Here is a 25149-nt window from a genome sequence, read left to right as displayed (position 1 = left end):
CTACCAAAGCGCAATTTGTTCCTGAGAGTCTGGCAATAACAAAGCTGGCTGATAATCAGGGACAAGCAAATTTACCTTTTCATCCAGTCTTGCAGCTAATGTTGGCGCAGCAATATTATCGGACGAGTGAACAAACACAAACGGCTGTAATCCTTCTTTCAACCATTGAGACAATTTTAGCGCCCATTGATCTAGCCAAACCTCATTTAACGATAAGTCTGGATGACCAATAAAGCGCACAACTGGATGTTGAGCGGTAGCAACTGGATGACAAGGCACTCTTGGCTTCTTTCTCTGAGCATCAACCAAGCTTTCACAATAAGCTGGCGTGGAAAAAATAGGCCTTGAGTCCATCACTACTCGATTAACACCTGCATTCGACAACCCTGCAAGTAGCCCCTTCTCAACCACTCCTTTATCAAAGAACGACAAATGCCGAACTTCAACGGATAAAGGCACCTCTAGCTCCCACAAATCACACAGAGACAATATCTTTTTCAGCGACTCTCCAGCACAAGACGAAGGAAATTGAAGCATAGTGGGGCCTAGCTTTGACTGCAAAGGTACAAGCGATTCCATAAAACTCAACCAATCTGCAACGACTTCTCCCCAAGAACGCTCATTTAAACGATGAGTTATCTCTTGAGACACTTTAAAACAAAAGCGAAAGTCGTTATTCACCATTTCATACCAACGCTGCAACTGGGCTTGATCGACTTTTGTGTAAAAAGTACTACCGACTTCAACGGTGGGAAAAATGTCTGAATAGCGCCCTATTCTTTCAGAGGCAGGAAGCGAACTTGGATAAAGCCAGTTTGTCCACGCAGGGTGTTGCCACTGCGCCATGCCATAATAAATTCTCACGACTCTATAGATCGATATTCAATCGCCTCAATAAAATATGCTTTATCTCCTGCTGCGAGATGAATAGTCACGTCATCATTTAAATCTTTGAAACGATATCCACACCGCGTAGAACAATTAAATAAATTCTCTTTTAAGCGATTATTTCTCATATTGAATATCCAAAACATACCAGACCTTATCTCCTGATGGAGCACGAACAACAAGCTCGTCATCGACTTGCTTTCCTAGACACGCCTTGGCCATTGGGGAATCAATCGATATGTAATCATCACGACCGTAGATTTCTTCCCCTCCAACAATACGAAAACGCAATGTGTTTTCGTCATCATCCTCCAGCATAACCCATGCGCCAAAAAACACTTTCCCATCTTGCTGAGGGTGATAGTCAACTATCTGAATATCTTCTAGAACTTTACGCAGGAAACGAACTCTTCTGTCTATTTCCCGCAGGCGACGCTTATTATATTGATAATCAGCATTCTCAGACCTATCACCAAGCCCCGCAGCCCAAGTCACTATTTCAGTGATTTTCGGCCGTTCCTTCCGCCATAAAAAATTAAGCTCATCCTTGAGCTTTTGATAACCTTTACGGGTAATTAGCTTTGCTTGCACAGCTCTCTCCAAAACTCAAAACATTAAAGTTGACGCGAGAAAAATAAAATCACCTTTTATAACTTCAACATATTTACATATAACCAAACAGCCTATTTTGGTGCACACACCTCAGAAAAAACACAATGAAGCACCACACAACAACACAACACAACTGCACACCCTTCTCTTAGCGAGAAACCTCAGATAATACAAGCGATTGGCATAGTCTGTGCTTTTATAAACAACAACATTAACTCATTAATAAATTCGAACATTTTTTATACAGAGCCATTAACTACTAAACTTAAAATAGAGAAAGGATCAATAATGAAAAAATTTATTATTAAAACCGCTATTTCACTATGCGCTGCAATAAGTATCACCGGCACCGCCTTTGCTGACGCTGGAGATTCACCAACTCTAAAACGAATCATGGAAAGAGGATACGTCACTATTGGGCACCGAGAAACATCCGTCCCTTTCTCATATATCAGTGACTCGGAAGAGCCTATCGGTTATTCAATAGACCTTTGTCTCAATATTGTTGAAGCAATAAAAACAGAATTAAACAACGATAAATTAACAGTTAAATACGTACCTGTAACAGGGCAAACACGTATCCCATTAATTGCAAATGGCACTATCGACCTCGAATGTGGCTCAACCACCAACAATTTAACACGCCAAAAACAAGTAGCTTACTTATCAACAACTTTTATTACCGGAACAAAGCTCGCAAGCAAAAAAGCAACTGGCATAACTGAAATAGAAGATCTAGACGGAAAAATCATTGGTATGTCTGCTGGCACCACAAATGAAAAAGCCCTAAAAGAAGCTATTTCTAACCTTGGGATTGATGTAGAAATTGTTACAGTAAAAGATCATAGCCAAGGTTGGTTAGCACTTTCTACGGACCGAATTGACGCTTATGGTTCTGACGATGTTCTGTTATACGGCTTAATATCTAAATCACAAAATCCAAGTGACTATCACGTAACTGGACGATTCCTATCATTTGACCCATATTCCGTTATGGTACCACGCAACGACTCAACATTTGAGCGTCTGGGCCGTGTTGTAATGTCTGATTTAATGAGATCAGGAGAAATGGAAACTATATACAACAAATGGTTTGCTCCAGGACCTACAAACATCAACATGCCACTATCAGATCGCCTAAAAGGTGCATTTGATACTCAAGCCTACCCGCACTAACCATTCACTATCCATTTAAAGCTCAACCTTTCAAGTGTTAGGCTCTAGCTGCCATAGCACTTGAAAGGTTCATTATGAGGAAAATCCATGCAGTACAATTGGGACTGGGGGATTCTTTTTAGAGACCCTTATATTTGGTGGCTAGTAGACGGACTACAATGGACGTTAATGATCGCTCTCTGCGCTTGGGTTATAGCATTTTCCCTTGGCTCTATTTTAGGGATAATGAGAACCTCCACTAATCCATACTTACGCTTTATTGGCTCTGCTTACGTTGAACTATTTCGTAATGTGCCATTATTGGTTCAGCTCTTCCTTTGGTATTTTGTGTTTCCAGAACTACTCCCAGCAGATGCTGGAAGATGGGTAAAGCGAGAAATGCCCATGCCAGGCTTCACAACTACCGTATGGGCTCTAGGTTTATACACAGCCTCTAGAGTTTGTGAGCAAGTACGCTCAGGTATCGAGGCAATTGGTGTTGGCCAACGAAATGCTGGTCGAGCAATAGGGCTCTCAGAAACAAAACTATATATTCATATCCTACTGCCTAATGCATACCGGATTATCATTGCTCCTCTCACTAGTGAGTTTCTGACAATCTTCAAGAACTCATCACTTGCCCTAACAATAGGTGTAATCGAGCTCACTGCAATGACACGACAAATTGAAGAATATACATTCCAAGGATTTGAAGCTTTTACAGCCGCAACAATCATTTACAGCGTAGTTACCTTCATTGTCATGGGTATTATGCTTTACCTTGAAAAGCGCCTGTATGTTCCAGGCATGATAGCAGCGGAGAAATAGCATGGGTGATTTCGATTTTGCCGTAATATTCAATAATCTCCCATTTCTATTCGAAGGGATGAAAACAACACTCTTATTAACTGTAGCCGCTATCGTTGGAGGGATTATTATAGGAACAGCGCTTGCAATGATCCGACTAGCAAAGATACCAGTATTAAGTTGGGCTGCCGCTGCTTATGTTAATTTCTTTAGATCTCTGCCATTAATTCTTGTCATTTTCTGGTTATATTTTTTAGTTCCATTAATTTTAGGTCGCCCTGTTGGTGCATTCGCTTCAGTTCTTGTTGCGTTCATTCTATTCGAAGCAGCTTATTATTCAGAAATTATACGAGCGGGTATTTCTAGCATACGCTCAGGCCAAGTTGCTGCAGCCCGAGCCATCGGAATGACTTATTCACAAACAATGCGATTTGTTGTTCTACCTCAAGCCTTTAAGGCAATGATTCCTGTACTACTGACACAAGCAATTATCCTTTTTCAAGATACTTCATTAGTTTATGTTGTGGGATTAAAAGACTTTTTAGTAAGTGCTGAACTCATTGCTAACCGCGATCAAAAATTAATCGAAATGTTTATATTCGTGGCTGTTGTCTATTTCACAATCTGTTTTGCAGGTTCAATGCTTGTCAGCCGCTTACAAAGGAAATTATCAAGATGATCAAAATCGAAAACGTCAGCAAATGGTACGGCTCATTCAAAGTTCTGAATAATTGCACAACTTCCATATCCGAAGGTGAAGTTGTTGTGGTTTGCGGGCCATCTGGGTCAGGAAAAAGCACTTTAATCAAAACAGTTAATGGTCTAGAGCCTATTCAAGAAGGAGAGATCATTGTTGAAGACACAACCGTTTCAGATAAAAAGACTAACTTGAACCAATTACGCTCTCGTATTGGCATGGTGTTTCAAAACTTCGAATTATTCCCTCATATGAGCGTATTAGAAAACGTTAAAATTGGACAACAGAAAGTTCTTGGTCGCTCCGATAGTGAGTCTGAGCAAAAAGCAATCGAGCTATTAGAGCGCGTAGGACTAGCCAATCATGCTTCTAAATTCCCAGCTCAACTATCTGGTGGGCAACAACAGCGTGTTGCAATCGCTCGAGGTCTTGCTATGGACCCCATTGCAATGCTTTTCGATGAGCCAACCTCTGCACTTGATCCTGAAATGATAAACGATGTTCTAGATGTAATGGTGGAGCTAGCTAATGACGGCATGACTATGATGGTTGTAACCCACGAAATGGGATTCGCCAAAAAAGTAGCCGATCGAGTTGTGTTTATGGATCAAGGATCCATTGTCGAGGACGCACCAAAAGATGAGTTTTTTGGGTCACCTAGAAGTGATCGAGCACAACTATTCTTATCTAAAATCTTATCCCATTGATTAAAAGCATATGTAGGTAGAATTAAGGAAAGAAGAGATTTAAATTCAACTTACACACAAAAATGCCGCCAAGCAATCATAATCACTTGGCGGCATTTTGAAAGCAAAGAGCTTAGATATTACGACTCTTGCTTGTGAAGATGTACATCCATTTGAGGATAAGGAATACCAACACCACGCTCATCAAATGCATATTTCACTTTCTCTAAAACATCTGCACGAACAGTCCAATAATCTGCTGCATTCACCCAAGGGCGTACAACAAAGTTCACAGAACTATCAGCCAATTCAGACACTGCAATAGTGCATGCAGGGTCTTTTAAAATACGTTCATCAGCAGCGATAATTTCTTCCATGATTTGCTTAGCCAGACGAATATCTGCGTCGTAACTAATACCAATAACCAAGTCTACACGACGAGTTGCTTCACGAGAGAAGTTAACAATTGAGCCACCCATTACCGCTGAGTTCGGAATAATCACAACACGATTATCTGTTGTTTTTAAATAAGTGTGGAACAATTCAATACGATCTACCGTACCCATTTGACCAGCGCCATCAATAAAATCGCCACTTTTGAAAGGGCGTAAGATAATAATCAACACACCAGACGCGAAGTTAGATAGTGAGCCTTGCAATGCCAAGCCAACCGCTAAACCTGCGGCACCAAGAATCGCAATAAAGGAAGTGGTTTCAACGCCGACTTGACCTAATGCCATTAAAGTAATTGCAGCAAACATCAAGGCATAAAGAATACTTGACGTAAAACCCGCCACTGCTTTATCAACAGAAGACTTCAACATGCGGTTTTCACACCACTTAGCTACTTTAGAAGCAACAAATTTACCAATAAAGAATATAACTAAACCAAAAAACAGGTTAATTAACCCTTCAGTAATAAGTGGCAACCACTCGGCACCTTGATCCAGTAGATCTTGCATATCATTCATACTATTAACTCCTTCACTATATAAAACATATTAGGCTACATAAGAAACTTTATGGCGCCACTCATCCAACAATTCCTGTAGCTGCGATTTTGCCTCATCATCAAAAGCCAAACACTTTCGATTGTGCAATAAATGCGTACGTTTTACACAATATTCATCGATAAATAAACAGCTTTTTCGTAACTTTTCTAATTCCTCATCCCCTCTCAACGCCATACCTATAAAAGCATGCCACTCATGTTCTAGCAGCTCCCCCTTTATCGCTTTCGTTAAAAACTCAATACAATCTTGGGGCGAAAAAATATAATAAGGCAGTCTTGCAGGGCGTTTTACATAAAACAAAACAAGCCCCAGCAAGAGCAGACATAAAAGAGCGGCTGAGACGATAAGCTGAACTATCATTCAGAAAAGGAGTAACAACTTAAGCTTTTCTGAGCTCGTAATAAGTGCTCGGCATTATCGGCTTCGCATTTTACCATTTCATTACGGAATTTCTTTTTCGCCTCTTTAGGCAACAAATTCCATTGCTCATGGGTTGGAATATGCATTGTGCTTTCTGTCACTATGTAAAAAGCTGAAATGTCTTCATGGTCAGATAAATCAACACCCAACTGATCTAGAAGGTTTTTAATTCTAATACTGGCTTCAATCCAACCCATCTCATCCGTATTCGCTACTTTTAATAGCACCTCAATACTGTCAATACGCTTTTGACGTTCTTCAAGATAACGAGCCTCACCATCAATAATGCGCTGCTTACGCATTTTATTAAGCTTAAGCTGACGAAAAATAAACCAAAGTGAAACCGCCATAATGCCAGCAGCAACAAAAAGAAAAACAAAAAACACTGTTAAAGACATAGTAAATTTTACTCACAACCAATATATCAAGCGATTACACCCACCTGATTTTATAAAACAACAAACTCACCCCTTTATTACAGCGAATATTCAGGCTGCAATAAAGCATATAAGTCATCAAATAGAGCCGGTGATGACACCAATAACGAGTCACCATTGATCGCTTCTGGCCAATCATTCTGAGGTACAGAATAACGCCCAACTTTTGCACCAGCTTCCTCTGCAATAAGAGCTCCTGCCGCCATATCCCAAGGCTTTACCGTCTCAAAGTACGCATCTAAACGACCTGCTGCGACCCAACATAAATCCAACGCAGCAGAACCATTACGTCGCACATCCTGACAAGCATGCAAAATACGCGAAACACGTTCAAGTATCGGTTTCAAAGCATCTTTTTGATAAGGAAAACCTGTTGCAACCAGCGAGTTACGCAATACTGAATTACCAGACACACTCAGCAACTCATCATTGCAATACGCACCATGCGACTTTCTAGCCCAATAACATTCATTAAGAAATGGGGCATTCACTACACCAACAACTCGCTCTCCATTTAAATACAAGCCAATTGAAACAGCGACATGTGCATGACCATGAGCAAAATTCACTGTGCCATCAATCGGGTCAATTACCCAAACAGGTGTATTGCTGGAGGTGAATTGAAGATCCGGTGAAGACTCCTCAGATAAAATAAGATGCTCTGGATAACGCGTTGCAATACTCGAACATAAAAACTGATCAATCGCTAAATCCGTACTCGTCACGAGTTCGTGATCACTTTTATAATCACGAACAAACGCCGCTTTATTTCTCGCCTCAATCATCATTTCGCCAGCGCTTACAGCGAGCGACTTAGCAAAGTTTAACCATTCGATATCAGAACCACTGATCATAAGATCCACCCAGCTTTTTTAAGTTAAGCCAATCTTTCATTAAGCCAGACTGAAATATCGTCAACCTGTTCAGGGCACACCGAATGAGGCATTGGATAAGATTGATAGGAGACACTGAAGCCTTTTGAGACTAATAAATCCCTCGCTTGTGTACCTAAAACAGGCGCAACAATCGGGTCTTGCGATCCATGGTGAATTAAGATCGGAGTTTGGCCATTAATACATTCTGCTGATTCAGGCACAGCATCACCATTTACCAGGTAAGTCGATAAGGCAAGTACACCTGCCAGTGTGTGTTTTGTGCGTAACATTGCTTGATAAGCAATAACACCGCCCTGAGAAAAGCCTGCAACAATGATACGATCAGCCGAAATACCCTGTTTAATCTGATCTTCAATCAAGGCTTCAATCTGCTGATAAGATTCATCGATATTAGCCATATCCACCTTGCGCTCTAGTGTCATTTCATAAATGTCATACCAAGCGCGCATTTCCATACCACCATTAATGGTTACTGGACGCTTAGGGGCATGAGGAAACACAAATCGCACACCAAGATCTGGCAATAAAGACAAAGCAGGCACTAAAGACTCAAAGTCATGGCCATCCGATCCAAGGCCATGCAACCAAATAATCGCGGCATCAGGTTGAGGGTTGGTTTCTACGATGACAGAAGGCAATAAATCAGTCATTCTTTCTCTCTCCAAAAAAATAGGCTATGTCAATCGCCATAGCCTATCACAATGAAGTTTCTCTCTCGATATATCTAGGGAAGATGAGAATAAGTCTTCTGAGCTTCAGTCTTATCAGAGAAACGGTCTATCAAGGCAAGAGTGAGCAGGAATGTTAATACCTTTCAATCACTCTTAACGCAGAGAGGCCGTTTCTCTGAAAGACCCGAAGGGCGTGAGCTAAACGCTTTTTATTCTTCGTTAAGCTTCTTGCCAATATATTCATATTGGACTGCGAAGCTTGCCTCGAGTAATAAAGATTTATCCACACGCTGAAGCCAGTGGACTTGTTAACACCTTCCCTAGACACTAATGCTCAGTTGGATAGCGCGCCTTAATCACTTCTTGAGCCTCATTTAAAGTAAAAAGTACATCAGCTTGGTCTGGCATAACAGCCAATAAATGGCGAGTAAGGCGCTCGTAATATTGCATAAATCGCTTCAACTCAGCTTCAGACATGACTTTTAAATCAATTGTATCCAGTAAAATGCCATGAATATCGTGAAGATGGCTTTCCAGAATGCGTTCCTGCTTATTACGCCAGTTATATACCACGTCGTAATGAGGCGCCTGCATCCAAACCATTAAATCAATTTTAGAAAACAGCTCTTTATAATCTAACTCCAAACGCTGATTCATCGTTTTTCGCCATAAACCATCCACATCCATTTCTTCTTCAAGTGAATTAATTGGATGATTTAACCCCTCTTTCATCGGAGGAGCACCCACACACCAACCTTCAAATAACACAACATCAACCGGCCCTTGAACCTCTTGCCACAAATGAACCGCTTTACGATCATCTATCGACTTATCAAAACAAGGCAGTCGCATCACCTCTCCTTCTTTAAGGTTCTTTAAACGCTCAAAAAGAATCATGGCTAGCTCAATATCATGAGTACCTGGCACACCTCGGACGGAAAACAGATTTGTTGTTTTATTAGCGAACTTAAGGCGATCATATCGAGTGCTGTATAAATCATCCAAACTCAAAACCACACAATTCAAGTCAAACCCTTTGTGCAAAACTCGACGAACAACACTACAAAAAGTCGTTTTACCACAACCTTGCGCACCCCCAACACCAACAAACAAAGTACCTTGCCCTGCACTGGCTTTTTTATTAATCCAACTGGAGAAAGGTAAATACAAACTATCAAGTAGATCTACTAAGGAAGAATCGGCATATAGAGAAGACAAAGTTTGCTCAACTTCAAAGCGCAGCCGATGAGACAAAGAGTCAGGCTGACTCATATGGACGTAATTATATTTATTATGTTGCTTAAACATTTGAACACCTCCCATAGAAGTTATTCTAATGAGTATAGTCAGCCGCACAAAAAATGATCAATATTTACACTGCACATCAAAATTCAAAATTCAATTGCAGCGGTTTTGGAGGGGAAAGCCTATAACCAACACCAATTAAGCGCACTGGACGTAGAGACCGAGAGCAAGCCTGCGCTAGCAAAGAAAAAAAGATCTCATCGGTTAATTTGCTTTTAATCGGCTGTTCTATTGTCGTTTGCTTAAAGTCATCAAACTTCAATTTTAAATAGTACTTACTTAACTGAGAATCAACGCCTTTACCCATCATCCGCCTTTTTAACTCAGCCAACAGCATAGGTAAAACATCTCGGCATGCTTTCATATCTGATAAATCTTTATCAAAAGTGCGCTCGACTGAAATGCTTTTTCTTTCTCTAGAAACCACAACAGGGCGTTCATCTACTCCCAAAGCAAGCTGAGACAATCGAAACGCCATACTGCCGAACACTTTCTGTAACACAGAAAAATCCTGCTTTTGTAAATCTGCACAAGTATACACACCAAGCCCAGCAAGCTTTTCTTGTGCCACTCGCCCAATTCCAGAAATAGACTTCACAGGAATCTCTGACACAAACTCAAAAGCTTTATTTATGTAGCTTTTAGTCATGTCAAACATTGACAAACAGTATAGTAGGTCTGGACTTTGGCAATAAATTTATTAGTGGCAACCCCAGCAGAAACAGTGATTCCAACCTCTTCAAAAATCCGAGCACGAATCTTTTCCGCTATTCGAGTCGCACTACCTTGAAAATGCTCTGAATCCGTCACATCAAGATAGGCTTCGTCCAAGGATAAAGGCTCAATAATATGAGTAAACTCACGAAAGATGGCCTGCATTTGCTGCGAAGCTTCTCGGTATTTCGCCATATTTCCAGGAATAACAAGCAACGAAGGACAAAGTCGCTTAGCTACAGAGGTGGGCATCGCCGATCGAACACCGTAAACACGGGCAGCATAATTTGCCGTCGCCAAAACACTACGACGGTCCACTGGCCCGCCGATAGCAATGGGAATATCTCGCAAACTAGGATCGTCACGCATTTCGATCGCCGCGTAAAAGCAGTCAGCATCTATATGAATAATTTTTCGGGACATTGGCATTGAACACCAAGAATAACTGTATAAAAAAACAGTGTACACCCATTAGTCTGGTAATTTACATAGCCAAGAAAAGTAAACAAACCTTCTCATTAAAACCTTATTAATACAGAAGATTGTTAGCTAATTTTAAAAAAAACTCCTTCAAATGATTTTTTTTGTGCCGAAAGCCAAGAAAAGCACCTTTTTACACGAGCAAACATGGACGCTGGAGCGTAAAATGGTTTACATTTTATTGAGCAAATTAAAGATATTGAAAAGCAAAGGTATTTTTAGAATAATTTATTTATGATGAATACCTGTATAGTCACATTTGCAGCAAGGACTTCCATTTAAAGGGCACACAATGACACTATCATTACGAATTCTATTAATAACTATAGGCGCAATCATCCTTGCCGGCTGCCAAAACCTAAATCAGCAAGGGTCAACCGAAACATGCACCTCTGTTGCTCCTTGCAATGGCAATACTGTGGGAAATATTGGCTCCACAACCACCGCCAATACTTATAATACTCAGACCACACAAAATGGTGCAGTAAATGCCAACAACACCATCGCCGTCATCAAACAAGAACCTATTATCGTAACAGCGACGGGCTACGCGGCTTTAACAACCAACAAGCGTTTATCTAAATCTCAAGCTCGCATAATGACACTTCGTAGCTCTATGCTGGATGCATATAGAAACCTATCGGAACGAGTTTATGGCTTAAAAATCGACGGTTCTAGCTCCTTGAGCAATATGGTTATTCAAAACGATGAATTAAGAACTTATGTAGATGCTTATCTCGTAGGTGCAAAAGTGGTCTCTCAACGTGAACATGAAGATGGCACATTTGAAACCGTAGTCGAAATGGCGCTGCAAGAAAACTTCCGTCAATGTGTGACTTCTTCCCAAGGCATCAACACAGACCCTAACTGTCAAGTAAACCCAGGCTATCGAGCAATTAATGTGGAAAGCTCCCGACCAACAACAAACTTCTACAGCATTGATTAACGGTATTGACCTTGAAGCATGCTCTGTTTGTTACATTAGGCCTCTTAATCTCCATTAACACTTTTGCGGAAACTGTTGACGTTGTAGGTGAGGCCATCATCTACAATAATGACATTGCTGACGCAAGATACAGAGCCACTCAACAAGCCATTAAACAAGCCGTTCTTGAATCAGGCTCTCGTGTAAATGTAAAAGACACACTCAATAATGGAGAACTCGAATCCAATATAGAAATTCGGAGTTCTGGCCACATTCAACGGGCACGCATTTTATCCGAAGAGGTTAATGGAGACTTTTTATCTCTTATTGCACGAATAGAAGTTACTCCTGATTCACAGTGCAGCAGCGGCCCAACAAGTTATTATAGAAAAACAGTAGGCGTCACAGGGTTTGAATTACAGAATCCACAGCAAGCAAGACTAGGCGAACTCAGCAACATCGCAAGAGAACTCCCAAAACACCTCGCCGACGAAATAAACAAGCAAGGTTACGTTAGAGCAATTACAGCAACCAACATCGCCATTTATCCTGATCTTATCAACGCTCCTTCTTCAACCAACTTCGATGGCTCTCTCACAAACGTTACTAGAATAAGTGAACAACTGGGTGTTCAGTATATTGTTAGTGGCGTTATCAGAGACATCAGTGAAGTCTACCTCAGACAACCAAACAACAAAGACGCAAAAGACCTTTTAGAGGAAGATATAGATAAAGAAAGAAAATTTGTGGTCGATATTTATATATACGATGGTTTTAGCGGTGCCCTACTTTTTGAACATAGATACGATGAAATAGGTAATTGGGATATTTCAGACCACGCCAGAATAGGTTTTGGTAGTGCAAAATTCTGGACAGTTCATTATGGAAGAGTCGTACAACAAGCGTTAAAAGAAAGCGCATTAGACACTAGTGAACAATTGCGATGCCAGCCATTTATGGCCAATATTTTTCGTACCGAAGGTAATAGAATACATATAGCAGCTGGTTCATTATCAGGCATAAAGCAAGGCGACACATTTAATGTCTATCGTCGTTATGAAGTATTCAACCAAAGACAGTCAACACAAACTCAGCTTAACAATGCCAACATCAGTGTTACAATCAAACAAGTTCAGCCTAATTTTTCAATTGGTGAACTCGTTGTTGACGCTCACATATTAAACGTACAACAACAGGATGTCGTTATTGCTTGGTAGCCTATTACTACTTAGCTATTATATTATTTAACTGCTCTTATTTTTTAGGAAAGGCCAATGAACAATAATCTACTTCAACACTTAGAACAACGCATTAATGAAGCAATAGAAGAAATTAGCTCTTTAAGAGCAAAAGTTTCAGAATTAGAAGTGCAAAACTACGAACTTACCGAAGAAAAAAACGACACCCTAAACACTTTAAATCAAATAAAGCAACAACAATCAAATTGGGAATCATCTCTTTCTCAAATGCTTAATCGTTTGAATCAAATGGATAACAAACAATGAAAAAATTATGGTTTGCAATCTTAATGTTACTAAGTATAAACGCCTTCGCAGAGATACCAGAAGGACAAATAGCAACCTTACTCAACTATGAGTCAACAGCAACTCGCCCCAATAGTAACGGCAATGAAAATGTGACATCCATCATCAACTCTTACATGGAATACACAATGCCTACAAACATCTCTGTTTATGGCGGATTCGCATTTGTCATAGGGGAGGACTTCGAAAGCGGAGTTACAGTAGGATCACGATACTATAGTGCCACCCCAATTTTTCAATCATTCTCTGGGCTAACTGCATGGTCATTTATAGGCGGCGGGCTATCCTTTCTAGAGGGAACAGTCTATTACCCAGAGGCTGGTTTTCGAATAGCTATCTCCAACACCTCTCGCTTAGACGTATATATGAAAATCTTAAACAGTTCAGATGCAAAGTATGATAACCACGTCATGATCGGTGCCGGACTCACTTTTTAAACAAATATGAAAACAATATTTTATTTAATCACCACCTTATCAATTTCAGCCTTCTATAGCTGTTATGCATGGTGGCACAACAATAACGAACTAAAGATCATCACACCAAACAAGATTCAGCTAAATGAAATGGTTGGCATAAACAAAAAAACACCAACCATTCCACTAACACCAACATCAAACTGAGCCTTGTACTTTATGGAACAACTTATAGCTAAACTTGAGGCAAAAGTTAACTGGTTAACAAATCAACTAGAGAATGCCCAAAAAGAAATATCAAAACTAAAAGAAGAGCATCACCTTCCTATGGAATGCAGCGCCTCAATGGATTTACTACAACATATGGTAGATCAACAACCAGAAGACCAGGTACAGCGCTATATAACCGATTCTCTTGGACTCCTAGACAACTCTTCACCTATCAATCAACAACAAAAAGCAGTTGAACATCAGCTACATTTTGATTTATTAGACGAGCACGCTGATATAGATAACAGCGGCACCACAACCACAACCACAACCACAGAACAGATTAATGATATGAGCATACAACAGCCTGAGCCTCAAAACTCACCAGAAGACACAGTAACAAATAAAAACCATTCAAGTACACAAAATGCCAGTAACACCTCAACAGAGACAGCAACGTTGACACCAGAGCAAAAAAAGCGCCAAAAAAACCAACGAAATAATCGCCGCCTCATTAAGATGCTTGAAGATCGCTACCCAAAAGCGTTCGACTGGAATCAGCCAAAGCCTCTTAAAGTCGGCATAGACCAAGACATGGTTCTAGATGACGACTTTAATGCCAGCAAACAAAAGCGCGCCCTAGCTGCATACACTCGCTCAGACAGATACAAAAAATGTTTACTGTCAGGTCAACCAAGAGTCGATTTAGAAGGAATTGCTATTAACGATGAGCCAGCCTTACCCAAATCAATGAGCCCAACAAAGCCTAAAACAAAAAACACAAAGACATCAGACAGACCTGATCGCGAAAAAAACACACAACAACGAAGAAAACCCAAGCTAAAAAATCAAACCAGGGCTAAGCAGAACAGCAAGCCTACAAACACACCTCGCCAAGATGATCTTTATGACAATCTTTCTCCAGAAGAGCGCATGAAAGCGAAGTTGGAAAAATTACTAAATAAATCATAAAAATTTGTTTACATATCTTAGCGCGGCATATAATATATGCCGCGCTGCTGTGGAGGGGTTCCCGAGTGGCCAAAGGGAGCAGATTGTAAATCTGCCACGAAAGTTTCGGTGGTTCGAATCCACCTCCCTCCACCATTTCTACTTTTCTTGTAGAAACAATCACTTATCGCATCACATCTAAGATAAAAAAACACTTCAACTAAACACTACAAAAATCACTTACGCTCAATACAAGCCAAGCTACCACTCACTCACACCAAAAACACATCCATATCACTCAAGCACTATCACGCCCATAAAACCCACGCAAGACACAACCAACCCAAAACAACACCCATCAAAAAACCAAACACACGCCAGCAGCACCATATCAAACCCTACACAAGCAAACACAAGCAGAAAACCTCAAGACAAACAAATGATAGCAGATAGCAGATAGCAGATAGCAGATAGCAGATAGCAGATAGCAGATAGCAGATAGCAGATAGCAGATAGCAGATAGCAGATAGCAGATAGCAGATAGCAGATAGCAGATAGCAGAAATTAAAATTTAGTGAAAAAATTGCAAGAAGAAAAATAAGGAATTACTAAGAATGGTGGGTCGTACTGGATTCGAACCAGTGACCAATTGATTAAAAGTCAACTGCTCTACCAACTGAGCTAACGACCCGCTCAAAGACAATACTAACAACACTGATGGTCGGAGTAGAGGGATTCGAACCCCCGACATCCTGCTCCCAAAGCAGGCGCGCTACCAGACTGCGCTATACTCCGATGGCTCCTCGAACTGGACTCGAACCAGTGACCCAATGATTAACAGTCATTTGCTCTACCAACTGAGCTATCGAGGAATTAATCAGAAATGCAGAATTTTAGCATTGGATAGTGGTGGGTCGTACTGGATTCGAACCAGTGACCAATTGATTAAAAGTCAACTGCTCTACCAACTGAGCTAACGACCCAACTATCAGAGTAATGGGGTGGACGATGGGGCTTGAACCCACGACCGCCGGAATCACAATCCGGAGCTCTACCAACTGAGCTACGCCCACCATTACAAGGTGACGATAAAAAAATGGTCGGAGTAGAGGGATTCGAACCCCCGACATCCTGCTCCCAAAGCAGGCGCGCTACCAGACTGCGCTATACTCCGATGGCTCCTCGAACTGGACTCGAACCAGTGACCCAATGATTAACAGTCATTTGCTCTACCAACTGAGCTATCGAGGAACTAATTTTATCTTGTTCGCAACACACTTCCTTTAAGGAAGATGGCGGAGGAGGAGAGATTCGAACTCTCGGTAGGCTATTAACCTACGCCAGTTTTCAAGACTGGTGCATTAAACCGCTCTGCCACCCCTCCGTTGCGAGCGAGGTGTATATTACTGATTTGAAATTTCAGTGCAACATTTTTTTGTAAAAAAATTAACTTTTTTCACTTATATAGCCTTGTTCGGCCGAAGCGCGTATCCAAACATTGGAATACCAGTAATATTGGCGACCAGAATTATCCGGCATAGTGCAGTTAATACGACCACGACCTGTATTAAATGCCTTACTTGCCGTAGCAACCACTTCCGTATCAGACACCCACTCTAATGTCGCCTTACCTTGACCTGACACATAGCACGCCAAGTCTTTTAAACGATATTTACCTTGTTTAAAGGTTAAACTAATAGAAACAGGCTTGTCCGTTGCGAAATCACCTCCAGTCTTCTCAGAGATAAGTGGCATTGGCTTCGAATTAAGTTTCGTTTTTAGAGTAGATAACTTTGCATAAGCACCGGACGCAGGAAAACGAGGAAGGTTCTGAAAATCGGAATCCGCACTTACCACACCAGACTGTTGACCAAATGCCAAAATCTCTCTCTCTTTCAACATATTGCGAAGGGTAATATTAGACTCACCATAGGGATACGCTAGCATCTTTGGTGAATGTCCAAGCTCTTTAGTCAATAAGTCTTCTACATAGTCCACTTCATTTTCCATTCGAGACAACCAAGCGTCATCAGACTCCCCTTCTTCTTTACGCAACATATAAGGGTGATTAATTGTATGATTTGCAAACACGCCACCAGCTTGCTCCATCTCTTTCATTTGCTCCCACGTCAAAGCATTACCACGCAGCGCTTCAACAGGCTCGCTATTAATGAATACCGTAAATGGGTAATCACGTTCAGATAGAATAGGAAAGGCTCCGCTATAAATATCACGATAGGAATCATCAAAAGTAATTGCCACCGCCTTATCAGGCAAAGCTTCCCCCAACTTCAGCTTGTCTAAAGCAGTACGGAGATCCACAACTTCGAATCCGGCACTTTCTAAATAATTCATGTGTTCGGTAAATTCAGCTTCCGTAAGAGAAGTTGATCTAGGCGTCGTAGCACTCACATGGTGGTATTGGAGAATAGGCAAATAATCTTGAGCCTGCGCCAAAAGACTAGCACTCAACGCCCCCATCACAATTCCGTAGCGAACCTTAGATAACATACCCCTTCCTCTTTGTTTAATATTTGTGCTCATTCTACGCGACTAACTAAGTCGATAGCCAGATTAGAAGCTCTAAAGCGGTCTCATCTAAAATTAAATCTATTTGAATATTGCGTCTCGTAAGCGATCGCGTTAGCGTAATTCTTTTGGACGCAAACAGAGTAACAACATGTTAGAAATTGGCACTCAGACTCACCCTCTTCCTAATCAAGATGCCCTTTATATTTTATTGCATCGAAATCAAGTTCTGGTTGAGCAAGATAATCAATTTTTAATTCCTTTTACTCACTTTCAGCCCAACGCCAATATGAACGCAGTATATTGCGGCCAATGGCATGGGCAAAACATCTTCGTTTGCCGTTTTAAGTCTGTTCCAAAAGGCTTTAAAGAAATGGATCTGAGGGAGCTGCTTTTCCTCCAAGACCAAGACAGCTACATTTTGCTCAGCAGAGCGCATCAATTATCGACTTGGGATAGAGATCACCAATTCTGCGGCCGATGCGGCACAGCTATGGAAGAAAAACACGAAAAGGAACACACCAAGATATGCCCGTCATGTAATCTTCGTCATTACCCACGCATCTCTCCCTGTGTGATTATTTCGATTCGAAAAGACAATCAAGTCTTACTTGCCCGTGGTCTGCATGCACCAAAAGGAAAATTCAGTAACATTGCAGGCTTTGTTGAAGCCGGCGAAACATTGGAACAAGCCGTTGCTCGTGAAATACGAGAAGAAGTTGGAATTGAAGTAAAAAACATACGTTATGCGAGCAGCCAGCCTTGGTCTTTTCCACATCAACTTATGGTTGGTTTTTTTGCCGATTACGCAAGCGGAGAAATCACTCCAGCTCCGGGCGAAATAGATGAGGCCGATTGGTATCCTATTGATAACCTACCTCATATTCCCAATAGCGTGACGATTTCAGGACAACTCATCCTGAACCATATAAAGCACATAAAAGAACAAAAATAGTCGCTCAACTTTATTAGACTATTCAATATTTTTTTATATGATCTGGCTTATTTATATTACCTTAATGAGAACTATGTGAACGAGTTACTAGCATCAATAGAACAAAAAGTACGACCGCTAATAGGACAAGGTAAAGTCGCTGACTACATTCCTGCTCTGGCAAACGTCAACCCAAACCAATTTGGTATTGCTGTGTACGGAAATGACGGCACAACATATCATGCGGGGCAAGCTCATACCGACTTCTCTATCCAAAGTATCTCTAAAGTTTTCAGCTTAACGCTTGCCATGAAACATTATGGTGAAACCATGTGGGAACGTGTTGGGCGAGAGCCATCCGGTAACCCCTTCAATTCCTTAGTACAACTAGAATACGAAGCAGGTATCCCCAGAAACCCCTTCATTAATGCAGGAGCACTTGTCGTCAGTGATATGAATCAATCTCGCTTTGCTTCTCCACATTACGCAATGAGAGAGTTTATTCGTCGGCTAGCGGACAACCCGAACCTACATTCTGACAAAATTGTTTCCTCATCAGAATACGAATTCCGCGCTCGAAATGCTTCGATGGCTTATTTAATGAAAGCGTTTGGCAATTTCGAAAACGATGTAGAAGACGTATTGCATAACTACTTTGACAATTGCGCCATGCAAATGAACTGCATTGACCTTGCCAAGGCATTCAGCTTTTTATCTAACAAAGGCTACTCAAGGCACAATGACGAGCAAGTTTTAACCGCAAAGGAAACCACTCAAGTCAATGGTTTACTAGCCACCAGCGGACTATACGATGAAGCGGGCAACTTTGCGTTCCGAGTCGGATTACCTGGTAAAAGCGGCGTTGGTGGCGGCATTATCGCTATTGTTCCTAATCGCTTCTCTGTCTGTGTATGGTCTCCTGAACTCAATAAATCAGGAAACTCATTAGCAGGAATGGCGGCCTTAGAAGCCCTATCTGAGAGTATTGGCTGGTCTGTTTTTGGTTAAAAAACCACGATAAATAAAAAAGGCCTCATGATGAGGCCTTTCACGTTTTATCAATTCACATTATTCAGTGATGACTTTATAACACGGCACATATGCGCTTCCCGGAAGCTTCATGCGCTGCTGATCAACAAAGGCTTCTAACAGAGAATCAAGCTTTGCCAGTAAAGCCTTATCACCATGAATTTCAAATGGGCCAAACTCTTTAATATGAGCCACTCCCTGCGCTTTCACATTCCCCGCCACGATAGACGAAAAAGCACGACGCAAATCAGCCGCTAATAAATGCGTTTCTTGACCAAAATGAAGGTTCAGCTCGCGAACATTTTCATGAGTAGGCTCAAACGGATGCTGAAACTCCTCTGGAATATGCAACTTCCAGTTGTAATAAAAAGCATCTTGATGCGCTTTACGATACTGACGCACCTCTTCCATCCCCTGTTTCATTACTCGAGCTACTTCCACTTCATCTTCGATAATAATGCGATATTTGCTCTGCGCTTCCGTACCTAACACATCACCAATAAAAGCATGAATTTGTTCGAAATAATCTGCACTTTCTTTCGGGCCGGTAAACACCAAAGGGTAAGGCACATCAGCATTTTTAGGGTGTAATAAAATCCCCAATATATAAAGAATCTCTTCTGCTGTGCCCGCACCACCAGGGAATACAACAATGCCATGACCAGCACGAACAAAAGCCTCAAGGCGCTTTTCAATATCCGGCATAATGACCAGCTGATTCACAATTGGATTAGGCGACTCAGCAGCAATAATGCCTGGCTCAGTTAGCCCTAAGTAAATGCCATTTTTAATCCGTTGCTTAGCATGAGCAATCGCAGCACCTTTCATTGGCCCTTTCATTGCACCAGGGCCGCAGCCAGTACAAATATTTAATTCGCGGAGACCTAACTCATGACCCACTTTTTTGGTGTAATCATATTCATGACGTGCGATTGAATGCCCGCCCCAACAAACAATCATGTCAGGGTTTTGAATACGACGAAACACATCTGCATTGCGTAATAACTCGAACACGACATTGGTTAATTTATCCGAGCTTGCGCCCTTCAAGTTGCTCGCGAGATTGTATTCATGCTGGGTAAAAATAATGTCACGCAACACACTAAACAGCATTTCTCGAACACTGCTGATCATCTTACCGTCAACAAACGCACTGCCAGGAGCATTCTTCAGCTGCAGCTTAACGCCGCGCTCCTGTTGAATCACTTGAATATCAAAATCTTTAAATTCATCCATCACGGCCTGTGGATCGTCAGAGTCACTACCGCAATTCAAAATAGCCAAAGCACAACGATGAAATAAATCATGTAACTCACCTGTTTCTTCTGACAAACGAGTAATTTCATCATGGGACAACATTTCCAAAGCACCCTTAGGTGCCACTAACGCATCAACGCGATCTTCATACTGCATGATCGCCCTCCTTACTATTATTTCATTGGTTTCTAAGGGAATTGTTTTTTCATTCTCATCTATCATATTGGTTGCTAGCTGCGTATTTATCAAGTGCAGGCTTATAAGACATGGAAAAAAGACTCAGAATAAAATCAATTATTTAGCCTATTGCCTGAGTCGTAACCTTTGATAATACGATGACTTCATTTCAATTAAGCGACTGAAAGTTCGACGAAATTCAAATAATAAAGTGCCATTCAAATAAAGCTGCTCCAAAGGCACATCAGCACTTAATAACAAAAGTACTTTGTGGTCGTAGCATTCATCAACCAAACTGATAAATCGCCGCACAGCATCGTCATTAATCCCTAAAGAAACCGCTCGCTCTCCTGTTTGCCCAGAGCCTATTGCGCCATCTTCTGTCCCCCGAGCTTTGATGTGCTCGAACGGTTCACTGCTTAGCTCGGGAATACCTGTCACCATAATAATGGCAAACCTTTTTGCTAACTCTATATAATCCAACGCAGATCGAGGGCCATCACACAAAGCATAAAAGTCAAACCATGCGATATTCTGAGCAACCGCCTTAGTCTTAATGGCTCGACGACAAACCTGTAATGCTAACGAAGAGACCTCGCCCGTTGCGATTTGACCAAATAAGACCTGCATTTCTTGCTCGTCGGAGACAAAGTAAATATCTGTCGAACCTATATGGCGTAACCTATGATCGGCTTGACCGTTTAGGTGAATGCCTTCCAAATTCGTTTGCAACAACGCAATCGGAACTTCGAAGCGTTGCTTTTGCAGTTGGTTCTGAAACAAATCCTTAATGGCAATATTCGATGTTGCTACCAACACAACACCTTCTTCAAACAAGGCCTCAGTTAAACCGCCTAACAACATAGCGTCACCAATGTCAGACACAAAAAACTCATCAAAGCACAACACACGGCATTCAGAAGCCAATTTTTTAGCAATACCTTTTAATGGATTAACCTGCCCAAACGATAGATTCAACTCTTGATGAAGGCGTGCCATAAAATGATGAAAATGCAATCTCAAACCAACTGATTCAGGCAAACAGGAAAAGAAAAGATCTATTAAAAATGTCTTACCACGACCAACATCGCCCCACATGTAAACGCCTTTGATATTTTCAGACATTGTCATTGAGGTAGATTTTGCTTCATGTAATTGTTGATAGATGCGCTCTAATGCCAACAGAGCAAGCTGCTGACTTTCATCAAAAATCACCTCTTGTTGATCCAGCTTGCTTTGATAGGTTTCTAATGGGGATAAAGGAAAGGCCATAACACTCAATTACACGCTTTAAGTATAAAAAGAAAAAGGACCTAAATTGTAACCGTTAGATAATAAAGGGAAACCGAAACGTGTCTACAAAGTCGTAAACACGCCCCCTTTCTTAATGGCTTTTTGATAGGAAGGTTCTTTTTCTACCTGTTTCAAGAAGCGACTTATATTTGGGAACTTTGTCAGATTCATTCGAGTGCTTGCTGCTTGCAAAGGGAAGCTCATTTGAATATCGGCTGCGGTTAATTTGTCACCTGCAAACCAGGTTTGCTGATTTAAGGTTTCCTCAATAAAACTCATCTGAGGCTCAATTCGCGGGTTAATGAATTTCTCTTGGACTTTGCCTGTGATCATTTTGGCAATCGGCTTAATGAAAAAAGGCATGGGATTTTGAGGCACTTTCATCATAACCAACTTCATGACGAGAAGCGGCATTAAAGAGCCTTCCGCGAAATGCAGCCAATAACGATAATCCAATAAAGCTTGTCCTTCTGTAGGCCTTAAACGCTTTTCCGTATCGTATCTGTCTAATAGGTATTCGATAATCGCACCGGATTCTGCAACCGTAAGTTCGCCATCAGTAATAACGGGGGACTTGCCCAAAGGATGAACCGCTTTTAGTGATTCAGGGCCAGAAGCTGTTTCTGGATCACGTTTGTATTCTATTACTTCATAATCCAACTCAAGCTCTTCTAACAACCATAAGATGCGCTGAGAACGTGAGTTTTCTAAATGATGAACTTTAATCATAAGGGGCTCCCTTGTATTCACTACCTTGGTAACAGGTTAAAGCTCATAGAACAAAACACAAGACAAGCTTCTCAAAAGTCAGCAACACTTTGACTACTCACAAACAATACACCGTAACTAACAAAAGAAAACATATCTGTTTGTTGCACAGCCAATAAATAGCAAAAAAGTATCATAACCAATCAAGTCAATACAAATAAAGACTAAGTTCACAATATTTGCACATTTTGCCGCACTCTTTACCCAATGTACCAGTATCACTACGAAAAAAGGGCTGATATAGTTCAGCGCTATTTTATATTAGAGCCAATTTAACTATCAGAAAATAATTACTGATACCTATTGACTATCTTGATGTAAAAATAATTAAACATTTTTGCTGCTTGTTTTATATGCGTTCTGCGAAGCTGGGAACTGATTTCATAAGAAACAGGAACATTAAATCAGTGAGTTTATATAAATAAACCCTCTATTTTGTATGTTTCAAATTCCATGATTTCACTTCCAACCAAACGCCTCTGCACTGCAAAACAGCAATACTCTTTTCAGCATTACCTCATACATCGAGTTTGTTTGGGTCAATGACTGAAGAATACGCAATTTTCGATGTTGCCTAGAATGGATTTCTATCAATAAACCTTTGGCAAAAAAAATAATGAGATAGCAAGATGAATTTCAAACAACTAGAGAATGTCAGCGAAGAACAGCTGCCAATAGCAAAACATAAACGTCATGGCTGGAAGCATTTCCTAGGCCTATATGCAGGCGAGCATGTTGCCGCAACAGAATTTGTTATCGGTGCAACTTTTGTTGCGCTGGGCGCAAAGACAATGGATATATTACTCGGTCTTTTAATCGGTAATATTTTGGCGATTTTAAGTTGGACGCTGATCACTGCGCCTATCGCCACTCAAACACGTCTAAGCCTTTACACTTACTTAGATAAAATTGCGGGTAAATCCATGACCAAGCTCTATAACTGGGCTAACGTGGTGATATTTACCGTCATATCCGCCGCCATGATCACGGTCTCCAGTACCGCTGTCAGGTACTTATTCAACATTCCCGCTCAGTTAAACTGGTTCCCAACAGACCCTTGGTTTGTCCTAGTTGTACTTGCTGTTGGTATCGTCGTGGTATTTGTTGCCATGTACGGATTTAAAGCCGTTTCTGAGTTTTCTGGTATTTGTGGCCCTTGGTTATTTGTGATGTTCGGTTCTGGCGCACTTGTCATGATGCCTGCACTTGCCGACTCAGTTCTTGGTACGACATCACTACACAGCTTCAAAGACTTTATCACTATAGGCGACCAGTCAATTTGGACTGGCATCAATGCTCAGGGTGAACCCGGAATTGGTCTGCTTGAAGTAATCGGTTTCGCTTGGGCTGCAAACACAATCACCCACTTCGGTCTTATCGATATGGCGTTGTTACGTTACGCGAAAAAGCCAATTTACGGCCTTTCTACTAGCTCAGGTATGCTTTTCGGTCACTTTATTGCTTGGATCTCTGCCGGCATTATGGGTGCAGGTACCGCTGTTTTGGTTAAAAAATCCATCATCGAGCTTGATCCAGGCGATGTGGCTTTCCAAGCATTAGGTCTATCTGGTTTCGTTATTGTCATCATTGCAGGTTGGACAACCGCGAACGCGAACTTGTATCGCGCTGGCTTGGCTGCTCAAGGCATTTTCCACCGTTACTCAAGAAGACAAACAACCCTTGCTGTTGGTGTCGTAACTGTCATCGTGGCGTGTTTCCCATTCGTTTTCAGTAAGATTTTGCCACTACTAACTTACGCTGGTTTGTTGGTTGTTCCTGTTGGTGCAATCGTTTTTGCAGAACACGTTATCTTCCCAAGAATTGGCTTCAGCCGTTACTGGGTTAGTTACCAAAAGCTGACTCACAGCACGCCAGCGGTTGCGTCTTGGGCGATTGGTCTCGTGTTTGGCTTTGGTTTAAACGCGCTTGATGTGATCTCATTTTACTACCTATTCTTACCGACATGGGTTGTGACTATTGTCGTTTATACCTTGCTTGCAAAACGCTATGGCGCAGACAAAAAGTACCCAGAAGAAAAAGCAGAAATGGCAGAGCACAACAAACTGGTTGCCGCTTTCCATGAGCAACAAGCAAAAGAAGAAAGCCCAATAGTAGAAGACAATTCTCTATTGTCTACGGCACTAAAAGTCATTGCTTGGTTGAGCTTAGGTGTCACCTTAACTCTTGCTTCTATCACCATGTTTAGCAGTGCTGACATGGCAGCGTATTTAGAAAACCGTGACACTTTCTATTTTTATGGCTTTATCTGTACTGTCGTCTACTTCGTAGCGGCTTATTGGGTATTGCGTCGGAAAAAAGCGCTACAAGCGTAATT

At 41.3% G+C, this 25149-nt stretch carries 26 protein-coding genes and 9 tRNA genes; 13 read left to right on the top strand and 22 right to left on the bottom strand.

Going from position 1 to position 25149, the window contains the following annotated elements; all coding sequences use genetic code 11:
• Together ACMUMQ_RS07590 and greB are read right to left on the bottom strand one after the other, a co-directional pair.
• Positions 1-846, bottom strand: a complete 846-nt coding sequence (locus ACMUMQ_RS07590; protein WP_414681388.1) for a DUF72 domain-containing protein — start codon at positions 844-846, stop codon at positions 1-3.
• 159 nt (positions 847-1005) lie between these two features.
• Positions 1006-1479, bottom strand: a complete 474-nt coding sequence (gene greB, locus ACMUMQ_RS07585) for a transcription elongation factor GreB (RefSeq protein WP_414681387.1) — start codon at positions 1477-1479, stop codon at positions 1006-1008.
• 309 nt (positions 1480-1788) lie between these two features.
• Between greB and ACMUMQ_RS07580 the strand changes: the two genes are divergently transcribed.
• The 4 genes from ACMUMQ_RS07580 (at position 1789) to ACMUMQ_RS07565 (ending at position 4866) form a co-directional block, all read left to right on the top strand.
• Positions 1789-2676 (top strand): amino acid ABC transporter substrate-binding protein, encoded by an 888-nt coding sequence (locus tag ACMUMQ_RS07580; protein WP_414681386.1) that lies wholly within the window; start codon positions 1789-1791, stop codon positions 2674-2676.
• A gap of 87 nt (positions 2677-2763) precedes the next feature.
• Entirely contained in the window at positions 2764-3483 is a 720-nt protein-coding gene (locus ACMUMQ_RS07575) for an amino acid ABC transporter permease (protein ID WP_414681385.1), read from the top strand.
• Position 3484: 1 nt separating this feature from the next.
• The gene (locus ACMUMQ_RS07570) at positions 3485-4141 is read left to right on the top strand and encodes an amino acid ABC transporter permease (protein ID WP_414681384.1); all 657 of its coding nucleotides are present in this window, start codon (positions 3485-3487) and stop codon (positions 4139-4141) included.
• Complete coding sequence (locus ACMUMQ_RS07565) at positions 4138-4866, top strand: amino acid ABC transporter ATP-binding protein (RefSeq protein WP_414681383.1); 729 nt, start codon at positions 4138-4140, stop codon at positions 4864-4866. The genes ACMUMQ_RS07570 and ACMUMQ_RS07565 overlap by 4 nt, the downstream gene beginning before the upstream one ends.
• A gap of 119 nt (positions 4867-4985) precedes the next feature.
• Here ACMUMQ_RS07565 and ACMUMQ_RS07560 read toward each other — a convergent pair whose 3' ends face one another.
• From ACMUMQ_RS07560 to dinB, 8 genes are all read right to left on the bottom strand, one after another.
• Positions 4986-5816, bottom strand: coding sequence for a mechanosensitive ion channel family protein (locus ACMUMQ_RS07560; protein WP_414681382.1), 831 nt, complete (start codon positions 5814-5816; stop codon positions 4986-4988).
• Positions 5817-5846: 30 nt separating this feature from the next.
• The gene (locus ACMUMQ_RS07555) at positions 5847-6158 is read right to left on the bottom strand and encodes a hypothetical protein (RefSeq protein WP_317005070.1); all 312 of its coding nucleotides are present in this window, start codon (positions 6156-6158) and stop codon (positions 5847-5849) included.
• 56 nt (positions 6159-6214) lie between these two features.
• A complete protein-coding gene (locus tag ACMUMQ_RS07550) occupies positions 6215-6676 on the bottom strand; it encodes a DUF2489 domain-containing protein (RefSeq protein WP_414681381.1) in 462 nt (153 codons plus the stop codon).
• A 77-nt stretch (positions 6677-6753) separates the two neighbouring features.
• The gene (locus ACMUMQ_RS07545; protein WP_414681380.1) at positions 6754-7569 is read right to left on the bottom strand and encodes an inositol monophosphatase family protein; all 816 of its coding nucleotides are present in this window, start codon (positions 7567-7569) and stop codon (positions 6754-6756) included.
• A 23-nt stretch (positions 7570-7592) separates the two neighbouring features.
• Complete coding sequence (locus ACMUMQ_RS07540) at positions 7593-8261, bottom strand: alpha/beta hydrolase (RefSeq protein ID WP_414681379.1); 669 nt, start codon at positions 8259-8261, stop codon at positions 7593-7595.
• Positions 8262-8609: 348 nt separating this feature from the next.
• Positions 8610-9590, bottom strand: a complete 981-nt coding sequence (locus ACMUMQ_RS07535) for a hypothetical protein (RefSeq protein ID WP_414681378.1) — start codon at positions 9588-9590, stop codon at positions 8610-8612.
• Positions 9591-9666: 76 nt separating this feature from the next.
• Positions 9667-10236: a DinB/UmuC family translesion DNA polymerase gene (locus tag ACMUMQ_RS07530; protein ID WP_414681377.1), complete on the bottom strand. Its 570-nt coding sequence runs from the start codon at positions 10234-10236 to the stop codon at positions 9667-9669.
• Positions 10233-10724, bottom strand: coding sequence for a DNA polymerase IV (gene dinB / locus ACMUMQ_RS07525; RefSeq protein WP_414681376.1), 492 nt, complete (start codon positions 10722-10724; stop codon positions 10233-10235). Before dinB ends, ACMUMQ_RS07530 begins: the two co-directional genes overlap by 4 nt.
• A gap of 349 nt (positions 10725-11073) precedes the next feature.
• Between dinB and ACMUMQ_RS07520 the strand changes: the two genes are divergently transcribed.
• The 6 genes from ACMUMQ_RS07520 to ACMUMQ_RS07495 all read left to right on the top strand — a co-directional run bounded on the left by ACMUMQ_RS07520 (position 11074) and on the right by ACMUMQ_RS07495 (position 14983).
• Entirely contained in the window at positions 11074-11727 is a 654-nt protein-coding gene (locus tag ACMUMQ_RS07520; protein WP_414681375.1) for an LPP20 family lipoprotein, read from the top strand.
• A gap of 11 nt (positions 11728-11738) precedes the next feature.
• Positions 11739-12923, top strand: a complete 1185-nt coding sequence (locus ACMUMQ_RS07515; RefSeq protein ID WP_414681374.1) for a flagellar assembly protein T N-terminal domain-containing protein — start codon at positions 11739-11741, stop codon at positions 12921-12923.
• A gap of 57 nt (positions 12924-12980) precedes the next feature.
• Entirely contained in the window at positions 12981-13211 is a 231-nt protein-coding gene (gene zapB, locus ACMUMQ_RS07510; protein ID WP_414681373.1) for a cell division protein ZapB, read from the top strand.
• Positions 13208-13687, top strand: a complete 480-nt coding sequence (locus tag ACMUMQ_RS07505) for a hypothetical protein (RefSeq protein ID WP_414681372.1) — start codon at positions 13208-13210, stop codon at positions 13685-13687. The genes zapB and ACMUMQ_RS07505 overlap by 4 nt, the downstream gene beginning before the upstream one ends.
• 198 nt (positions 13688-13885) lie before the next feature.
• Positions 13886-14848 carry a ProQ/FINO family protein gene (locus tag ACMUMQ_RS07500; protein WP_414681371.1) on the top strand — a complete coding sequence of 321 codons (963 nt, stop codon included), beginning with the start codon at positions 13886-13888 and terminating at the stop codon, positions 14846-14848.
• A 51-nt stretch (positions 14849-14899) separates the two neighbouring features.
• Positions 14900-14983: transfer RNA gene (locus tag ACMUMQ_RS07495), tRNA-Tyr, on the top strand.
• Positions 14984-15442: 459 nt separating this feature from the next.
• On the opposite strand, the gene ACMUMQ_RS07490 is transcribed toward ACMUMQ_RS07495, so the two are convergent.
• The 9 genes from ACMUMQ_RS07490 to ACMUMQ_RS07450 form a co-directional block, all read right to left on the bottom strand.
• A tRNA-Lys gene (locus ACMUMQ_RS07490) sits at positions 15443-15518 on the bottom strand.
• A gap of 27 nt (positions 15519-15545) precedes the next feature.
• Positions 15546-15622, bottom strand: a tRNA-Pro gene (locus ACMUMQ_RS07485).
• A gap of 1 nt (position 15623) precedes the next feature.
• Positions 15624-15699: transfer RNA gene (locus ACMUMQ_RS07480), tRNA-Asn, on the bottom strand.
• Positions 15700-15734: 35 nt separating this feature from the next.
• A tRNA-Lys gene (locus tag ACMUMQ_RS07475) sits at positions 15735-15810 on the bottom strand.
• A gap of 14 nt (positions 15811-15824) precedes the next feature.
• Positions 15825-15900 (bottom strand) — tRNA-His (locus tag ACMUMQ_RS07470).
• Between the two features lie 24 nt (positions 15901-15924).
• Positions 15925-16001 (bottom strand) — tRNA-Pro (locus ACMUMQ_RS07465).
• Position 16002: 1 nt separating this feature from the next.
• Positions 16003-16078, bottom strand: a tRNA-Asn gene (locus ACMUMQ_RS07460).
• 42 nt (positions 16079-16120) lie between these two features.
• A tRNA-Ser gene (locus ACMUMQ_RS07455) sits at positions 16121-16211 on the bottom strand.
• A gap of 62 nt (positions 16212-16273) precedes the next feature.
• A complete protein-coding gene (locus tag ACMUMQ_RS07450) occupies positions 16274-17338 on the bottom strand; it encodes a polysaccharide deacetylase family protein (protein ID WP_414681370.1) in 1065 nt (354 codons plus the stop codon).
• Positions 17339-17507: 169 nt separating this feature from the next.
• Between ACMUMQ_RS07450 and nudC the strand changes: the two genes are divergently transcribed.
• Positions 17508-18311 carry an NAD(+) diphosphatase gene (gene nudC, locus ACMUMQ_RS07445; RefSeq protein ID WP_414681369.1) on the top strand — a complete coding sequence of 268 codons (804 nt, stop codon included), beginning with the start codon at positions 17508-17510 and terminating at the stop codon, positions 18309-18311.
• Positions 18312-18386: 75 nt separating this feature from the next.
• Positions 18387-19298, top strand: a complete 912-nt coding sequence (glsB, locus tag ACMUMQ_RS07440) for a glutaminase B (protein ID WP_414681368.1) — start codon at positions 18387-18389, stop codon at positions 19296-19298.
• Positions 19299-19358: 60 nt separating this feature from the next.
• Here glsB and ppnN read toward each other — a convergent pair whose 3' ends face one another.
• From ppnN to ACMUMQ_RS07425, 3 genes are all read right to left on the bottom strand, one after another.
• A complete protein-coding gene (gene ppnN, locus ACMUMQ_RS07435; RefSeq protein WP_414681367.1) occupies positions 19359-20732 on the bottom strand; it encodes a nucleotide 5'-monophosphate nucleosidase PpnN in 1374 nt (457 codons plus the stop codon).
• Positions 20733-20879: 147 nt separating this feature from the next.
• A complete protein-coding gene (gene zapE, locus ACMUMQ_RS07430; RefSeq protein ID WP_414681366.1) occupies positions 20880-22025 on the bottom strand; it encodes a cell division protein ZapE in 1146 nt (381 codons plus the stop codon).
• An 84-nt stretch (positions 22026-22109) separates the two neighbouring features.
• Positions 22110-22775 carry a glutathione S-transferase gene (locus ACMUMQ_RS07425; RefSeq protein WP_414681365.1) on the bottom strand — a complete coding sequence of 222 codons (666 nt, stop codon included), beginning with the start codon at positions 22773-22775 and terminating at the stop codon, positions 22110-22112.
• Between the two features lie 668 nt (positions 22776-23443).
• Between ACMUMQ_RS07425 and ACMUMQ_RS07420 the strand changes: the two genes are divergently transcribed.
• The gene (locus tag ACMUMQ_RS07420) at positions 23444-25147 is read left to right on the top strand and encodes a purine-cytosine permease family protein (protein ID WP_414681364.1); all 1704 of its coding nucleotides are present in this window, start codon (positions 23444-23446) and stop codon (positions 25145-25147) included.
• The last annotated feature ends 2 nt before the right edge of the window (positions 25148-25149 follow it).

It is taken from the genome of Marinomonas algae (assembly GCF_047525555.1).
Classification (GTDB): domain Bacteria; phylum Pseudomonadota; class Gammaproteobacteria; order Pseudomonadales; family Marinomonadaceae; genus Marinomonas.
This window is presented reverse-complemented; position numbering and strand designations above follow the sequence as displayed.

Coding starts and splice junctions, on each gene's coding strand:
- ACMUMQ_RS07520 (WP_414681375.1), top strand. CDS start 11,074: ATGACACTATCATTACGAATTCTATTAATAACTATAGGCGCAATCATC.
- ACMUMQ_RS07505 (WP_414681372.1), top strand. CDS start 13,208: ATGAAAAAATTATGGTTTGCAATCTTAATGTTACTAAGTATAAACGCC.
- ACMUMQ_RS07530 (WP_414681377.1), bottom strand. CDS start 10,236: ATGACTAAAAGCTACATAAATAAAGCTTTTGAGTTTGTGTCAGAGATT.
- ACMUMQ_RS07590 (WP_414681388.1), bottom strand. CDS start 846: ATGGCGCAGTGGCAACACCCTGCGTGGACAAACTGGCTTTATCCAAGT.
- ACMUMQ_RS07560 (WP_414681382.1), bottom strand. CDS start 5,816: ATGAATGATATGCAAGATCTACTGGATCAAGGTGCCGAGTGGTTGCCA.
- ACMUMQ_RS07535 (WP_414681378.1), bottom strand. CDS start 9,590: ATGTTTAAGCAACATAATAAATATAATTACGTCCATATGAGTCAGCCT.
- ACMUMQ_RS07540 (WP_414681379.1), bottom strand. CDS start 8,261: ATGACTGATTTATTGCCTTCTGTCATCGTAGAAACCAACCCTCAACCT.
- ACMUMQ_RS07565 (WP_414681383.1), top strand. CDS start 4,138: ATGATCAAAATCGAAAACGTCAGCAAATGGTACGGCTCATTCAAAGTT.
- ACMUMQ_RS07420 (WP_414681364.1), top strand. CDS start 23,444: ATGAATTTCAAACAACTAGAGAATGTCAGCGAAGAACAGCTGCCAATA.
- ppnN (WP_414681367.1), bottom strand. CDS start 20,732: ATGCAGTATGAAGATCGCGTTGATGCGTTAGTGGCACCTAAGGGTGCT.
- ACMUMQ_RS07550 (WP_414681381.1), bottom strand. CDS start 6,676: ATGTCTTTAACAGTGTTTTTTGTTTTTCTTTTTGTTGCTGCTGGCATT.
- zapE (WP_414681366.1), bottom strand. CDS start 22,025: ATGGCCTTTCCTTTATCCCCATTAGAAACCTATCAAAGCAAGCTGGAT.
- ACMUMQ_RS07500 (WP_414681371.1), top strand. CDS start 13,886: ATGGAACAACTTATAGCTAAACTTGAGGCAAAAGTTAACTGGTTAACA.
- zapB (WP_414681373.1), top strand. CDS start 12,981: ATGAACAATAATCTACTTCAACACTTAGAACAACGCATTAATGAAGCA.
- ACMUMQ_RS07575 (WP_414681385.1), top strand. CDS start 2,764: ATGCAGTACAATTGGGACTGGGGGATTCTTTTTAGAGACCCTTATATT.
- dinB (WP_414681376.1), bottom strand. CDS start 10,724: ATGTCCCGAAAAATTATTCATATAGATGCTGACTGCTTTTACGCGGCG.
- ACMUMQ_RS07570 (WP_414681384.1), top strand. CDS start 3,485: ATGGGTGATTTCGATTTTGCCGTAATATTCAATAATCTCCCATTTCTA.
- ACMUMQ_RS07425 (WP_414681365.1), bottom strand. CDS start 22,775: ATGATTAAAGTTCATCATTTAGAAAACTCACGTTCTCAGCGCATCTTA.
- ACMUMQ_RS07580 (WP_414681386.1), top strand. CDS start 1,789: ATGAAAAAATTTATTATTAAAACCGCTATTTCACTATGCGCTGCAATA.
- ACMUMQ_RS07450 (WP_414681370.1), bottom strand. CDS start 17,338: ATGTTATCTAAGGTTCGCTACGGAATTGTGATGGGGGCGTTGAGTGCT.
- ACMUMQ_RS07545 (WP_414681380.1), bottom strand. CDS start 7,569: ATGATCAGTGGTTCTGATATCGAATGGTTAAACTTTGCTAAGTCGCTC.
- nudC (WP_414681369.1), top strand. CDS start 17,508: ATGTTAGAAATTGGCACTCAGACTCACCCTCTTCCTAATCAAGATGCC.